The 15,347-nt window shown below is 66.8% G+C and carries 12 protein-coding genes; 9 read left to right on the top strand and 3 right to left on the bottom strand.

What is annotated here, in order from left to right:
* Positions 1–87 precede the first annotated feature (87 nt).
* The 4 genes from DBV35_RS05595 (at position 88) to DBV35_RS05580 (ending at position 6,946) form a co-directional block, all read left to right on the top strand.
* Positions 88–1,644: a serine hydrolase gene (locus DBV35_RS05595; RefSeq protein WP_108659217.1), complete on the top strand. Its 1,557-nt coding sequence runs from the start codon at positions 88–90 to the stop codon at positions 1,642–1,644.
* 110 nt (positions 1,645–1,754) lie between these two features.
* Positions 1,755–2,690: an NAD(P)-dependent oxidoreductase gene (locus tag DBV35_RS05590; protein WP_108659216.1), complete on the top strand. Its 936-nt coding sequence runs from the start codon at positions 1,755–1,757 to the stop codon at positions 2,688–2,690.
* A gap of 389 nt (positions 2,691–3,079) precedes the next feature.
* Entirely contained in the window at positions 3,080–5,638 is a 2,559-nt protein-coding gene (locus tag DBV35_RS05585) for a calcium-binding protein (protein WP_170134877.1), read from the top strand.
* Between the two features lie 195 nt (positions 5,639–5,833).
* Positions 5,834–6,946: an alkene reductase gene (locus tag DBV35_RS05580; protein ID WP_108659214.1), complete on the top strand. Its 1,113-nt coding sequence runs from the start codon at positions 5,834–5,836 to the stop codon at positions 6,944–6,946.
* 69 nt (positions 6,947–7,015) lie between these two features.
* On the opposite strand, the gene DBV35_RS05575 is transcribed toward DBV35_RS05580, so the two are convergent.
* The 3 genes from DBV35_RS05575 to DBV35_RS05565 all read right to left on the bottom strand — a co-directional run bounded on the left by DBV35_RS05575 (position 7,016) and on the right by DBV35_RS05565 (position 9,384).
* A complete protein-coding gene (locus tag DBV35_RS05575) occupies positions 7,016–7,624 on the bottom strand; it encodes a L,D-transpeptidase (RefSeq protein WP_108660570.1) in 609 nt (202 codons plus the stop codon).
* Positions 7,625–7,942: 318 nt separating this feature from the next.
* The gene (locus DBV35_RS05570) at positions 7,943–8,836 is read right to left on the bottom strand and encodes a c-type cytochrome (RefSeq protein ID WP_108659213.1); all 894 of its coding nucleotides are present in this window, start codon (positions 8,834–8,836) and stop codon (positions 7,943–7,945) included.
* Positions 8,836–9,384, bottom strand: a complete 549-nt coding sequence (locus DBV35_RS05565) for a c-type cytochrome (RefSeq protein WP_108659212.1) — start codon at positions 9,382–9,384, stop codon at positions 8,836–8,838. Before DBV35_RS05565 ends, DBV35_RS05570 begins: the two co-directional genes overlap by 1 nt.
* A gap of 511 nt (positions 9,385–9,895) precedes the next feature.
* On the opposite strand from DBV35_RS05565, the gene DBV35_RS05560 reads away from it, so the two are divergent.
* The 5 genes from DBV35_RS05560 to DBV35_RS05540 all read left to right on the top strand — a co-directional run bounded on the left by DBV35_RS05560 (position 9,896) and on the right by DBV35_RS05540 (position 15,327).
* Entirely contained in the window at positions 9,896–11,314 is a 1,419-nt protein-coding gene (locus DBV35_RS05560) for a circularly permuted type 2 ATP-grasp protein (RefSeq protein ID WP_108659211.1), read from the top strand.
* Between the two features lie 2 nt (positions 11,315–11,316).
* Positions 11,317–12,258: an alpha-E domain-containing protein gene (locus tag DBV35_RS05555; RefSeq protein WP_108660569.1), complete on the top strand. Its 942-nt coding sequence runs from the start codon at positions 11,317–11,319 to the stop codon at positions 12,256–12,258.
* 13 nt (positions 12,259–12,271) lie between these two features.
* Positions 12,272–13,132, top strand: coding sequence for a transglutaminase family protein (locus tag DBV35_RS05550; protein ID WP_108659210.1), 861 nt, complete (start codon positions 12,272–12,274; stop codon positions 13,130–13,132).
* A gap of 80 nt (positions 13,133–13,212) precedes the next feature.
* Complete coding sequence (locus tag DBV35_RS05545) at positions 13,213–13,980, top strand: proteasome-type protease (protein WP_108659209.1); 768 nt, start codon at positions 13,213–13,215, stop codon at positions 13,978–13,980.
* 63 nt (positions 13,981–14,043) lie between these two features.
* Positions 14,044–15,327: a GGDEF domain-containing protein gene (locus DBV35_RS05540; RefSeq protein ID WP_108659208.1), complete on the top strand. Its 1,284-nt coding sequence runs from the start codon at positions 14,044–14,046 to the stop codon at positions 15,325–15,327.
* Positions 15,328–15,347: the final 20 nt, after the last annotated feature.

Here is a 15,347-nt window from a genome sequence, read left to right as displayed (position 1 = left end):
TGGCGCATAAGCGCACTGGCGGCCGGATGGTTGATCCGTGTACATCCGCTTGACCGATACTTGACGAGACCTGAGGGAGGAGCGCGGATGCGACCGAAATACGAGAAACAACGGTACATCTTCAGATATGGCGCGGCGCTGGGACTGAGCGTCCTCCTCGGCGGTGCCGCCCTCGCGGACGAGGCGGCGGACGCGCGGATCACCTCCGCCGTCGACGCGCTCGACGGGATCGTCACGCGCATCATGGAACGCTCGCACGTTCCCGGCATCGCCGTCGCGGTCGTCCATGACGGGACGATGATCTACGCGAAGGGCTTCGGCGTGCGCGAGCTCGGCAAGGACGGCGCGGTCGGGGCGGACACCGTCTTCCAGATCGCCTCGCTCTCGAAGTCGCTCGCGAGCAGCGTCGTCGCGCGCCAGGTGAGCGAGGGCAAGGTCTCCTGGACGACACCGGTGAAGACGCTGCTCCCCACCTTCGACCTCGCGGATCCCTGGGTCGGCGCGCACGTCACGGTCGGCGACCTCTTCTCGCACCGCTCGGGCCTGCCCGACCATGCGGGCGACGATCTCGAGGATATCGGCTTCGACCGCGCGACCATCATCGAGCGGCTGCGCACCTTCCCCCTCGACCCTTTCCGCATCAGCTACGCCTACACGAATTACGGGCTCACCACCGGGGCCGAGGCCGTCGCCGAAGCCGTCGGCACGGAGTGGGAGACGCTGTCGGACGAGGCCCTCTACAAGCCCCTCGGCATGACTTCCACGAGTTCACGCCTTGCGGACTTCCTCGCCCACGAGGACCGCGCGGTCGGCCATGTGCGCGTCGATGGCGCCTTCGCCGCGCTCGCCCAGCGCGCGCCCGATCCGCAGTCGCCCGCGGGCGGCGTCAGCTCCACCGTGGAGGATTTCTCGCGCTGGATGATCATGGTGTTGGCGAACGGCAAGCTCGACGGCGAGGCGTTCATCAAGGAGAAGGCGCTCCTGCCGGCGGTGACCCCGCAATCGGTCTCGCGCGCCTCGGACTCGATGGCGGCGCTCCCATCCTTCTACGGCTACGGGATCGGCGTCGGGACGCACGGGCCGGGCCCGGTCGTGCTCAGCCACTCGGGCGCGTTCCAACTCGGCACCGGCACCAACTACATGATGCTCCCGTCCCAAAATCTCGGCATCGTGACCTTCTCCAACGGCGCCCCGGTCGGCGCGGTGGAGGCGATCGGCGCGGAGTTCATGGACCTAGCGATCGACGGCGAAACGACGAACGACTGGCTCGCCATCATCGGCCCGCACCTCACCCCGATGCTGGAGCCGATCGGCTCGCTCGTCGGCAAGACCGCGCCCGCCGACGCCGCCCCGGCCGCTCCCCTCACCGACTATGCCGGCGACTTCACGAACGACTATTTCGGCCCCGCCAAGGTCGCCGACACCGACGGCGCGCTCGTCCTGACGCTGGGCCCCGCCGGACAGACCTACGACCTCACGCACTGGTCGGGCGACGTCTTCTCCTTCCCGGTCTTCAACGAGTCGATGCCGAAAGGGTCGATCTCCGCCCTCACCTTCAAGCGGGACGGCGACGCGGTCTCCGCGTTGACGGTGGAGTTCCTCGACGCGGACGGCACCGCCACCTTCCAGCGCGCCGCCAACTGAGCCGCGCACGCAAGGGCGCCCCGCGCCCTTGCACAAATGCCGCGAGGGTGTGAGGCTGGCTTCGGTCGGCCTCCTCGACCGCTTTCGCTGCAACGAAGCCTCAATTGAATATGACTGCTCCTATCCTCGTCCGCGTGGAAGCGGGCCACTATGTCCGCGTGCTGCGCGAGACCTATCCCGTGTTCGACGCGCGCGAGGGGGTCGACACCGTCGATCCCGAGGCACGCGCCGCCGCCGAGATCGTCATCACCTCCGGCTCGCAAGGGTTCACCGCCGCCGAGATGGACGCCCTGCCGAAGCTCGGGATGATCTCCTGCGTCGGCACCGGCTACGAGAATGTCGATATCGCGACCGCCGCCGCGCGCGGCGTGCGCGTGACCCACGCGGCCGGGACGAACGCGAAGACCGTCGCCGACCACGCGATGGGCCTCCTCCTCGCCGCCGTGCGCCAGATCCCGGCCTACGACGCGAGCGCGCGCGCCGGGGAATGGCGCGGTGTGCTCGGAACGCGGCCGATGATCGGCGGCAAGACGGTCGGCATCGTCGGCATGGGCGGGATCGGCCGCGCTCTCGCGAAGCGATGCGAGGGGTTCGAGATGGAAGTGTTCTACACCGCGACCGGCCCCAAGCCCGACCTTCCCTGGACGTATGTGGCCGATATCGGCGCGCTCGCCGAACGCGTGGACATTCTCCTGATCGCGGCGCCCGGCGGCCCATCGACCTTCCACATGGTCGACGCGGGGGTCCTCGCCCGGCTCGGTCCGGCGGGCTATCTCGTCAATGTCGGGCGTGGCAGCATCGTCGACACCGCCGCCCTCGTCGACGCGCTCCGCGAGGGGACGATCGCCGGCGCGGGGCTCGACGTGTTCGAGAACGAGCCCGGAATCCCGCCCGCGCTCGCCGCGCTCCCGAACGTCGTCCTTACCCCGCACATCGGCGGGCTCGCCCACGAGGCGCAGCAAGCAACGGCGACGTTGCTGGTCAACAACATCAGCGCTTACTTCGACGGTGAAGCAATTCCGAACCTCATCCCTGAGATGAGGTGAGACGCGGCCTCGAATACTCAATCTGAAGTAGCGGATATTCGACCACCGCTCACCGTCAAATGGCAATTTGAGCTTATTTGTGGCGACTCAATGCGTGTAGCGCCACATTTAGGGAATAACTTGATTTCAATTGATTTCCGAATCGTGTCTGTGCAGCTCAAAGCTGCTTCCAAAATTAAATCAAGACTGATATAATTTGTCTAAACAATTTTATTGACCCCGCCTCGGAGCGCGATTTCATGGAACCACTGCCTGGCCTTGGCACCGAACTTTATTTGTTCGTGCCGATCACCAATGAAGGAATTCCGACGAACTCGTTCATCCCCCTGACTCCTGAAGGTGAAGAAGGGTTTGGAAACGAGCAGAACAAGTACACTTGGTCGTCGTCCTTGTTCGACGGCGATGGCGACGGCACTCCGGAACTCTACGTCGGTACGCTGAATTCGCAAACGGATTTTGACGGCGCCATTGCGCTGCAAGTCTATATCGGCGGCAAGTCTTCCGTCGGCATCCCGAACTTCTTCAATGACGAACTCCTGCGCGATCCCGAAGCGCTCCAGGAATTCCTGGAACAGGACCTCGCGAACCTCATCCACTCCGACGGTGGCGAGATCTGGCGCTACGATTTCGTGGACCAGGAATGGACGCAGGTCTTCAGCGTCGACATGTCGAACGGCGAGCTTGACGACGGCGACATCGGCTTCCGGGACATGGTCACCTTCAATGACCATATTTACGCCTCCACCTCGACTTCGCTGATCTACAACGTCGCGAATGGCGGCGACAACGAAGCCAAGATCTTCCGCTCGTCCGACGGCACCGACTGGAGCCTCATGGAAGGTGGCCCGCTCGACGTCGAGGGCACCCGCTCGATCCGCGCCCTCACCTCGGTCGACATCAACGGCGTCCCCGGCCTCCTCGTTGGCACCGAGAATCTCACCGATGGCGCGCAGGTCTGGCTCTACACGGAAGAAGGCGGCGTTCCGGAGTGGACGCTCCTCACTACCTTCGACGGCACCACGGCCGATTATGTCTCGGTGATCTCCGAGATCGACATCTTCACCGACCCCGACACGGGTGAGGAGACGATCTTCTTCGGCGGCTGGTTCCCCTACAAGCTCTACGCCGTCACCCCGGACGATATCGAAGACGTCTATGACGGCACGACGAGCGGCCTCATCCCGATCGACGCCACCCCGATCCCGGAAAATTTCGACAACTCGCAGGACCCCATCAACGACGATGGCGTCATGCAGATCATCCAATATGGCGACTGGTTCTACGTCGGCAGCGTGAACTACGGCTTCGACGAGCAGCAGGGCCAGCAGCGCGGCGCGAGCCTCTACCGCACCCAGACCCCGCTCGATCGGGACTCCTGGGAAGAGGTCACCGACACCGGCTTCGAGGATGAAGGCCTCCATCCGCGCAACGGCGCCACCTACACCTGGCAGATGGATGTGGTGGACGGCGTCCTCTACGTCTCCGAATTCTACCAGTCCTTCGGTGGCGGCGGCGGCACGCGTCTCGTCGCGATCGAGCACATCGGCGACGGCGAGACCTACGATATCGGCTTCGTCGGCGAGAACGGGATCGTCGACTCCGAAGCGGACAACCCCCTCGTCGGCGGCGCACCCTGGGCCTACGGCTTCCGTAAGACAGTCCCGATCGAGGTCTACTACGACACGCAGTTAGGGGCATACGTGCCCGTCCCCGAGAGCGGCGTTATCCCGGAAGGCGCAACGATCGTCCAAGGCCTCATCCTTGGCACGGCCGATCCCTTCCAGCAGCAGACTAGCGACTTCGCCGAGACCTTCATCCGCCCGCTCGGCGAGATCCTCCTCGGCAGTCCGTTCAGCCGTGACGTGCTGACCGGCACGGACCTCGTCGATGTCATGCTCGGCGGCACGCGCGGCGACATGTTCAACGCCGGCGCGGAAGACGACCTCATCTTCGGCGATTTCTGGGGCCTCACCGTCATCGGCGGCCCGGACACGATCCATGGCGGCGAAGGCGAGGACATCATCCTCGGCAACTCCGGCAACGACAAAATCTACGGCGACGAGGACGAGGACTTCCTCATCGGCGGCGCCGGGCGCGACCGCGTCCATGGCGGCGAAGGCGCGGACCTCGTCATGGGTGACTTCCCGACCGACGGTCCGGTCGGCGACTTCATCCTGCCCCTGATCGAGGCGATGGCGGCGCAGGCCGAGAATCCGGAAGAGGATCTCGGCGAGGACGCCCCCACCATCGAGGAGATCGTCTCCGAGCTCACCGGCGCGTTCATCTCGATCGGCGACGCGCTCGGCCAGTTCAACGACTTCCTCTTCGGCGACGAAGGCAACGACGTCGTCATCGGCGGGCTCGGTCTCGACCGCGTCTGGGGCGGCGAGGGCAACGACGTCCTCTTCGGCCTCGAAGGCAATGACCGCATGTTCGGCGAAGACGGCGACGACGTCATCTTTGGCGGCGAAGGCGACGACCGGATGTTCGGCGGCGCTGGCGACGACGTGATCGTCACCGGCGAAGGCGACGACATGATGTTCGGCAGCTTCGGCGCCGACCGCTTCCTCGTGCGTGGCGTCATCGAGGAAGACGCCTTCATCGACACGGGCGAAGACATCATCTACGGCTTCGAGCATGGCACCGACATCATCGACCTGTCGGCCTTCATCTCGCTGCGCACGACAGGCCGCAACCCGCCGCCGGCCTTCGACTTCACGACGCACCTGCTGCCGGCCCTCAGCGAAGGCGAGAATGGCTGGCTGCTGATCGATGTCTCGCTGATCGACGGCAACGTCGACGGCCTGCTCGGCGATGTCGACGGCGACGGCACGATCCTCGTCCGCGGCCTGCGCTACGACGATGTCGACCTCACGCAGCTCGACCTCAGCGTCTTCAAGGTCGACTCCGATCTCGACGACGGGTTCAATCTCAGCTTCTTCGGCTGATCTGACCCCACTCTCCATTGAAAGGCGGGCAAGCCACTTGCCCGCCTTTTTTCATGCCCGAACGCCAGGGCACCGCGTGCCCACAATCTCCGCATCGGGGTGGGGTGGAAGATTGCGTGCCACTACACTATTTCGCCTGAGGCCGTCGGATCCCGTCCGCCGGCGCGAAGTCGCCCACCATGAAGGAAGTTCTCAATGGCGAAGTCGAAGCTCTTCGAGCCCATCGAGATGGGGCCGAACCGGCTTGCGAACCGGATCGTGATGGCGCCCCTCACGCGCAGCCGCGCCGGCCCCGGTGACGTCCCGACCGACATGCACGTCGAATATTATCGCCAGCGGGCGAGCGCAGGCCTCATCATCAGCGAAGGCAGCCAGATCACCCAGGAGGGCAAGGGCTATGCCTGGACGCCCGGCATCCACTCCCCCGATCAGGTTGAGGGCTGGAAGCGGGTGACAGACGCCGTCCACGAGGCGGGCGGCAAGATCTTCATCCAGCTGTGGCATGTGGGCCGCGTCTCCCATCCCGACCTTCAGCCGGGCGGCGCCCTCCCCGTCGCCCCGTCCGCCGTGAGGCCGAACGGGAAGGCCTTCACTGCCGACGGCTTCAAGGACATCCCGACGCCCCGCGTGCTTGCGGCGAGCGAACTCCCCCGCATCGCCGAGGATTTCGCGAAGGCGGCCGAGAATGCGCGTGCCGCAGGGTTCGACGGCGCGGAGATCCACTCCGCGAACGGCTACCTCCTCCACCAGTTCCTGGCCGACAAGACCAACCTGCGCGAGGATGAATTCGGCGGCTCGATCGAGAACCGGATCCGCTTCCCGCTGGAAGTGGTGGACGCGGTGACGGGCGTCCTGGGTGCCGACCGCGTCGGCATCCGCATCTCGCCGGTGAGCCCGGCGAACGATGTCGCCGACTCCAACCCCGGCCCGGTCTTCACCGCCTACACCGAGGCGCTCTCGGCGCGGGGCCTTGCTTATCTCCACGTCATCGAGGGCGTGACGCGCGGCGACCGCGATCCGGCGCCGTTCAAGCCCTGGACGCTGAAGGAGCACTTCTCCGGGCTCTACATGGGCAACAACAGCTACACGCGCGATCTCGCGATCGAGCGTGTGGAGGACGGCCTCGCCGACCTCGTCTGCTTCGGGCGGCTCTTCATCTCCAACCCGGATCTCGTGGAGCGTCTCGCGATCGACGCCCCGCTCGCCGAGTGGGACCAGTCGACCTTCTATGGCGGCGACGCGCGCGGCTATGTCGACTACCCGGCCCTCACCGAGGCCGAGCGGGCACGCTACGCGAAGGCGGCCTGACGATCGATCGCGAAGTCCCGCCGCACACGCGGCGGGGCTTCACATCGCGCGCCCGACGCGCGCCAGGCCTCAGACGCTGAGGGCCGGCGCGTCGAGCGGGCGGACCTTCACCTTCGAGTTCACCGGAACCCGATTGTAGAGGTCGATGATGTCCTGGTTGAGAAGACGCACGCAGCCGGACGACACGGCGCGGCCGATCGAGAAGGCCTCTTGCGTCCCGTGCAGGCGATAGAGCGTGTCCCGGTTGCCCTCGAACAGGTAGAGGGCGCGGGCGCCGAGCGGGTTGTGCACCCCCGGCTCCATGCCGTCCCGATACTTCTCAAGCTCGGGCTGACGGTCGACCATCTCCGGCGGCGGGGTCCAGGTCGGCCATTCGCGCTTCATCTTGATGGTCGCGTCACCCGCCCAGTCGAAGCCCTGCCGGCCGATGCCGATACCGTAGCGCATCGCCATGCCCCGCTCCTGCACGAGGTAGAGATAGCGGCTCGGCGTGTCGACGACGAGAGTGCCCGGCTTCTCGCCGGTCGGGTCGCGCACCTGGCGGCGATAGAATTTCGGATCGATCTTGGAGAGGTTGACCGCAGGGATCGGATAAGGCTCGTCACGAACCGGCCCATACATCAGCGCGTACTGGGTCGGGCTCGTTTCCTCGACCACATACGGCCCCTGATCGGCCATCGTGCAGCCGCTCACCGCGAGGGCACTGGCGCCGATCAGGAGATGCCGGCGAGAGACGCCCCCGCTCACTTCATAGCCCTTAAAGGAGACGCGGGCCGGCCGCGCTCCGCTCGTTTGGTCGAACACATAAACACCGACAAAATTCCCCCGGAAGAGACGAAACGAAAAGCTGCGAGCGGCGACAATTCACCGCCTTGCGCGATGGTCACCGGCACCAACGCGAGTATGCCACTAAAGATCCATCGTTCCTGTTAGATTCCGCCCCAAAGTGGCCCGGAGGGCTCACGAGACGGGCCGACCGATGCGTTCGGGTGACGGTCAGGGCCCTTCGACGAGGTAGGTGGCGATCGCGGTGCGGTCGTCGTCGGTCAGAAACTGGGTCGCGCCCTCCACGAAGGCGGCCATCTCGCCGCCGAACGCGTCGCCCGACGGCATCACCCCGCTCTTCAGCGCGTAGGCGAGGCTCGCGACCGTCCATCCGTCCTCGCCGAGGCGCGCGGCCGTGATCGACGGGGCGACGCCGCCGCCGGGCAGCATGTCGCTGCCGCCGAACGCCTCGCTCTCCTCCAGGCCGCCGACGATGTTGCGCGGGGTGTGGCACGCGCCGCAATGGACGACCGAGGTGACGAGGTGGCGCCCGCGCTGCCAGGCTTCGCTCTTTCCGCCGGGCGCAGCCTCGGCGGACGGGTCGGCGGCGAAGAGCGCGCGCCAGAGCTTCAGTGTCGGGCGCTGGTTGAAGGGGAAGCCGAGTTCGTGCGGGGGCGCGGGCGTCGCGACCGCCGGCACCGTCTTGAAGGCGGCGTAGAGGTCGGCGACCTCCTGGTCGCTGAGGCCCGCATAGAACTCGTAGGGGAAGACCGGATAGTAGGGCTCGCCGTCCGGCGAGACGCCCTCGCGCACCGCCGTCGCGAAGTCGGCGAGCGACCAGCCGCCGATGCCGGCCGCCGTGTCGCTGGTGAGGTTCGGGGCGTGGAAGACGCCGAAAGGCGTGTCGAGCGCCGGCCCGCCCGCGAGCGGCGCGCCGCCCTTGGCGAAGTCGCTGTGGCAGCTGATGCAGCCGCCCGTGCGCGCGAGATAGGCACCGCGCTGGGCGTCGCCTTCAAGGCTGGCGTCGATCGACGTCGTGCCGCCGATCGGCCACATCACGAGCGCTCCAAAGCCGATCGCCGCACCAATCAGTGCGGCGATGACCAGGGAGAGAAGCGTTCGCATCAGGAGCGTTTCTCGCGGAACTGGGAGTGGCAGGAGCCGCACGTGTCCCCCACCATCTTGAACACTTCGGCGGCCGGCTTCTCGCCGAGCGCCTCGGCCGTGAGGGCGGCGTCCGGGGCCGGCGCGGGGGCGGCCCCCATCAGCGCGCCCATCGACGCGCCGCCGCTCGGGGCGGCCGCCTCGGTGTTGTCGGCTGCGAGGGCGAGGCCCTTCGCCACGACGCCGAGCTTGTTCGCGAGCGCCTCGAACTCGGCCCAATTCTCCCAGATCGCCGGGAGCGCGGCCGAATCCGGGTTGCGGCTCCCCTCCGGGAACAGCGCGATGAGGGGGGCGCCAGCGTGCTCGGCGACGATGTCGGCCGACGCGCGCACGGTCGCAGGATCATAGGTCGCCTCGCCGCTGAACATCGGGCGCAGCGGCTTCATCGCGTCGCCGATCGCGCTCATGGAATCCTGACGGGCTTCCACAACATCCTGAGCGAGGGCACCCGCCGCGAGCCCAACGGCGAGCAACGCTGCGACGCCCATCGAGGGGATCCAAGAGTTCATGGCAAATCTCCAATTGCGCGAAGAGGACCGTAGGCAGCCCCAATCGAGGCGGTCTCGTCGGCGTCATGCGGAGGGTGCAAAGACAAAACGGCGAAACCGGCCGAGAAAGGACCGGATCCCGCCAAACAAACAAGGCACGAATGCAATGTTGGTTTGGGCGAAATCTATGGAGAGTCGGTATCGGGCGCCGCTGAGCGATGTCAATCGCGGCAATTCCTCAATCATTGTCACAATGGCGTGTGACAACAATGCTCTAAATTAGACCTGTCAGGTCAGGTTTTCGATCGCCGCCAGCGCCGGCTGGCGCACCGCCGGGGCGCGCCTGATTTTTGATCACGCTGATCCGCTTTCGGCCAATCCGTGCGCCGCGCAGGCGGGCAGCGGCGCGACATCACGGCCCCCCGCCGCATTCCCATCATTTTCCATCTGCCTTCGAAAGGGGCTCGCGACGGGCTTGATTTAATCGGCAGCAGCGGCCACCGTTGCGTGATGAGGCGCGCAAACATGGCTTATGACCCAGCCTTTTGACGAGATGAACGGACGTGGCGACGCAGTTCGCGCCGCCTATGGAATCGTCAAGACTTGGCTCGAAGGGACCACCCCGGAGAACTTGCGCCAGCGGGCGCGCGAGGCCGAGATGCTGTTCCGTCGGATCGGCATCACCTTCGCGGTCTACGGCGACAATCAGGCCGAAGAGCGGATCATCCCCTTCGACATCATCCCCCGCGTCCTGACGGGCAGCGAGTGGCGCACGATGTCCGCCGGGCTCGAGCAGCGCGTGCGGGCGCTGAACCTCTTCCTCGCCGACATTTACGGCCCCGGAGAGATCCTGCGCGCCGGGGTGATCCCGCCCGAGCTCGTCTACCAGAACACCTATTTCCGGCCGGAGATGGTGGGCATCAAGGTGCCGCACGGGATCTATACGCCCGTCTGCGGGATCGACATCGTCCGCGTCGACGCCGACACGTTCTACGTGCTGGAAGACAATCTGCGCACGCCCTCCGGCGTCTCCTACATGCTGGAGAACCGGGAGGTGACGATGCGCCTCTTCCCGGATCTCTTCAGCGAGCACACGATCGAGCCGGTCGAGCAATATCCGAACGAGTTGCTCGCCACGCTCCAGTCGCTCGCCCCGTCCTCCGCGCCGCGTGAGCCGACGGTCGTGCTCCTCTCGCCCGGCCCCTTCAACTCCGCCTTCTACGAGCATTCCTTCCTCGCCGACCGGCTCGGCGTCGAGCTCGTCGAGGGGCGCGACCTCTTCGTCAGCAACGACAAGGTCTACATGCGGACCACCGAGGGGCCGCACCAGGTCGACGTCATCTACCGCCGGCTCGATGACGACTTCCTCGACCCCCTCGCCTTCCGCCCCGACTCGGTGCTCGGCGTTCCCGGCCTTATCTCCGCCTATCGCGCGGGCAACGTCACCGTCGCGAACGCGATGGGCACCGGCGTCGCCGACGACAAGGCCGTCTACACCTACGTGCCCGACATCGTGCGCTTCTATCTCGGCGAGGAGCCGAAGCTGCACAACGTGCCGACCTGGCGCTGCCGCGAGCCCGAATCGCTCGCCTACGTGCTCGACCATCTGCCCGAGCTCGTGGTGAAGATGGTGTCCGGCTCGGGCGGCTACGGGATGCTCGTCGGCCCGACGGCGACGAAGGACGAGATCGAGTCCTTCCGCGCCAAGCTGAAGGCCGACCCCGACGAGTTCATCGCACAACCGACGCTCGCCCTCTCCACCTGCCCGACCTTCGTCGGCGAGGGGATCGCGCCGCGTCACGTCGACCTGCGCCCCTTCGTGCTGGCAGGGTCGACCGGCATCCGCACCGTTCCTGGTGGCCTCACCCGCGTGGCGTTGAAGGAGGGATCGTTGGTCGTGAACTCCAGCCAGGGCGGCGGCACCAAAGACACCTGGGTTTTGGACGACTGATGCTGCTCTCACGCGTCGCCGCTGACCTTTACTGGCTTGCCCGCTACGTTGAGCGGGCCGAAAACACCGCGCGCCTCCTCGACGTCGCGTCCCGCCTCTCGTCCATGCCGACGACCTATGCCGGCCGGACGAACGAGTGGGAGTCGGCGATGACGGCGACCGGCGGAAACTTCCTCTTCGACCAGCGCTACGAGGAGGCGAACCGGCGCAACGTCATCGACTTCCTCGCCTTCAGTCCCGAGAATCCCTCTTCCATCGCCTCGTGCCTCGCGACCGCGCGCCAGTCGGCCCGCTCGGTCCGCACCGCGATCACGCGCGAGATGTGGGAGGTCATCAACGACGCCTGGCTGGAGCTGCGCCGCCACTCGGTCGATTCCATGTCGCCGCGCCAGCTCGCCGAATTCCTCCTCTTCGTGAAGGATTCGTGCCTGCGCCTCGACGGGTTCGCCTACCGCACGATGCTGCGCACCGACGCCCACGCCTTCTACAACATGGGCACCTTCATCGAGCGCGGGGACGCGACCGCCCGCATCCTCGACGTGAAGTATCACGTCCTCCTGCCGGAGCAGGACGGGGTCGGCAGCGGGCTCGACTATTTCCAGTGGGCCTCCATCCTGCGCTCGGCCTCGGCGCTGACGGCCTATCAATGGGTCTTCCGCGACGCGCTGCGGCCCTGGCGGGTCGCGGAGCTGTTGACACTGCGCAAGGAATTGCCACGCTCTATTGTCAATTGCGCCGAAAATACGCTCTGGTTCCTCGACAAGCTTGCGAACGATTATGGACGTCAAGGCCCGGCGCAGCGGGCCGCGCGCGCCTACCACGCGGGCCTCGTGAACAACTCGATCGACGGCATCTACCAGGAAGGGCTCCACGAGTTTCTTCAGCGCGTGATCCGTCAGAACAACGCGCTGGGCGAAGCCATCGAGGCCCAATACCTGCGCTAAACGGGAGCCGTTGATGCGCCTCTCCATCCAACACGAAACGCGATACACCTACGACGTCGCCCCGAACTCGATCATCGAGGTCCTGCGCCTGACCCCCTGCAGCACGGCGATCCAGTCCGTGCGCGACTGGCGGATCGATGTGACGGGCGATGCCGCGCTTCGTCGTTCCCTCGACGCATTCGGCAACGTGACCCACACCTTCACGCTGACCAATCCGGGCCGCGAGCTCGTCATCACCGCGTCGGGCACGGTCGAGACCGAATCGCACAATGGCGTCGTGACCGGCACGCTGGAGCCGCTGCCGATCGGCGTCTTCCTGCGCGACACGGAGCTGACCGAGCCGACCCCCGCGATCCGCGAGCTCGCCGCCGAGGCGCGCCAGGAAAGCGACGGCAGCCCGCTCGACATCGCGCACCGGCTGAACCTCGCCGTCCACGGCGCGATCCGCTTCGAGCCCGGCCGCACACATGTGGCGACCTCGGCGGCCGACGCCTTCGCCGCCGGGCATGGCGTCTGCCAGGACCTCACCCACGTCCTCCTCGCCGCCGCGCGCGCGGAGGGCCTCCCCGCCCGCTACGTCTCCGGATACCAGTATGTCGTCGGGCGCGAGCGGCACGAGCATGAGAGCCACGCCTGGGCCGAGATCCACGTCGCCGAACTCGGCTGGGTGAGCTTCGATCCGACCGGCGCGCAGAGCACGACCGACGCCTATGTGCGCGTCGCGACCGGCATCGATTCGGTCAGCGCCTCCCCGGTGCGCGGCGCGATCTATGGTGGTGCCGGCGAGCGACTCACGGTCGACGTGACGATGGACAAGACGCAATGGCAGTCGCAGTCGAATGAAGGCCAGACACAGACCCAGTTTTCGCAGTAAAGGAGTGCGGTAGAGCGATGGGCGGATGGGGTCACTTCCAGACGACACCCGCGGCCACGTTGGACGGGACCGGACTTTCAATGACTTACTGTGTTGGCCTTCTCCTCAGGTCGGGCCTGGTGATGGTGGGTGACACCCGCACGAACGCGGGCGTCGACAACATCTCCACCTTCCGCAAATTGCAAATCTTCGAGGTGCCGGGCGAGCGCGTCATCGCGTTCGCCACCGCCGGCAACCTTGCCGTGTCTCAAGCGGTCATCAGCCACATGACCGAAGGGTTCACCGACCCGGTCACCGGCGAGACCCACACCATCCACACCATCCCCTCGATGTTCGAGATGGCCCAGTTCACCGGCCGCGTGGTGCGCTATGTCCGCGAGCAGGACGCCGAGGCCCTCGAGAAGGACGGCGGCGCGTTCGACTGCTCGATCCTCGTCGGCGGCCAGATCGGCTCGCGCCGGCTGCGCCTCTTCATGATCTACCGCGCCGGCAACTTCCTCGAGGCGACGGAGGACACGCCCTTCCTCCAGATCGGCGAGCACAAATACGGCAAGCCCATCATCGACCGGTCCGTCACCTTCGACACCCCGCTCGACGAGGCGCTGAAGATCTCGCTGATCTCGATGGATTCCACGATGCGCTCGAACCTCGCGGTCGGGCTGCCGGTGGACATGATGGTCCTGCCGCGCGACGCGCTGCGCACCTCGGTCAACGCGCGCATCGATCAGGACGACAAATATTTCGAATATGTGCGCCACCGCTGGTCGGAGGCGCTGCGCGAGGCGCACCAGTCGATCCCCAACCCGCCCTATGGGGCCGAGACGCGCCAACACGCTGTCAAAGCATAGTTGAAATGAAATCGCCGCCCCGGCGGCGCGCGCCATATTCGCTCACTCATCGGAGGAGTGAGTGTGGCTGCGGTTTTCTATCATCTGGCCCAGACGGCGGGGATCCTGATGCTGGGGGCGGTGCTCCTCGGCCTCGTGTTCGACCATGCGGCCGGGCGGGCGCGTGACCTCCTGGTCGGCGCGACCTGCGGCCTCCTCACCGCCGGGCTGATGGCGATGCCGCTCCCCGCCGAGGGCTACCTCATCGACGGGCGCGGCGTGTTCATGATTGCGGTGGGCTTCTTCGGCGGCCCGCTCGGCGCGCTCGCCGGCATCATCGCGCCGCTCGCGATGCGCGTCGCGACCGGCGGGCCGGCCGTTCTCGTCGGCGTCGCGGCGATTCTCGTCCAGGTCGCGATCGGCACCGCCTTCCACATTGCCCTGAAGCGCGACCGGTCCCTCTTCGAGCGCCGCTCGATCCTGTGGCTCGCGGCCGTCAGCCCCCTTTCGATCCTGACCCTCTACGTCCCGTACCTTGCGCCGGGGGCTGGCGATCCGGCGCGCATCGCGCTCGCCCTCCTCGCCTGGCTGCCGGCCGGCACGCTCCTCTTCGGCCTCGCGACGCTGAACGAACTCTCCCGCAGCAACGTTCTGCGCGACAAGCGGCGGCGCGCGCGGTTCGACCAGTCGACCGCCCTCATCAGCCGCGAGCTCTTCGACGCGCAGCTCCTCCAGGCCTGGCGCCTCCACAACCGCTATGGCAGCGAGTACATCTACATGCTCGTCGCGATCGACGACGTGGCGACGCTGCGCAAGGCCTATCGCGGCGCCGAATGGGAGCGCCTCGTCGAGGAGGTCGCCCGCGCCGTACGCCAGGCGGTCCGCAATTGCGACCTGTGCACCCGCACCGATCTCGACCGCTTCGCCGTCCTCCTGCCGCACGCGACGCTCCCCTTCGCGCACCCGATCGCGGAGCGGATCGCGGCGCGCGTGTGCAAGACCGTGACGCCAAAGAAGACGGCGGCGGGGGCCATCACGGTCTCGATCGGCATCGCCGACGCGGCATCGGCCGAGCTTCCCTACGAGGTCCACGCGCGGGCCGAGGGCGAGCTCTTCCTCGCCAATGCACGGCAGGCGGCGGGGGCGATCGGCCCGGCGCGGCTGCGGCGCACGCCGCTGCGCTCCTTCCCCGGCGCCATCATCACGCTGCCGGACGACGTGGAGGCGCCGCCGCTCCCCCTCCCCTCGCCCGTCAACACCGACATCGCGCCGATGCAGGGCACGGCCCCCGAAGGCAGGGGCCGGCGGACCGGCGAGTGGTCCGCGCGCGGCGGCTCCGCGCCTGCGGCAAAGGAGATGACATTTTAAGGCATAGCCCTTCGGCCACC

It is taken from the genome of Acuticoccus kandeliae (assembly GCF_003073115.1).
The sequence above is the reverse complement of the archived record's forward strand: the minus strand, read 5'-3'. Positions and strand labels throughout refer to the sequence as shown.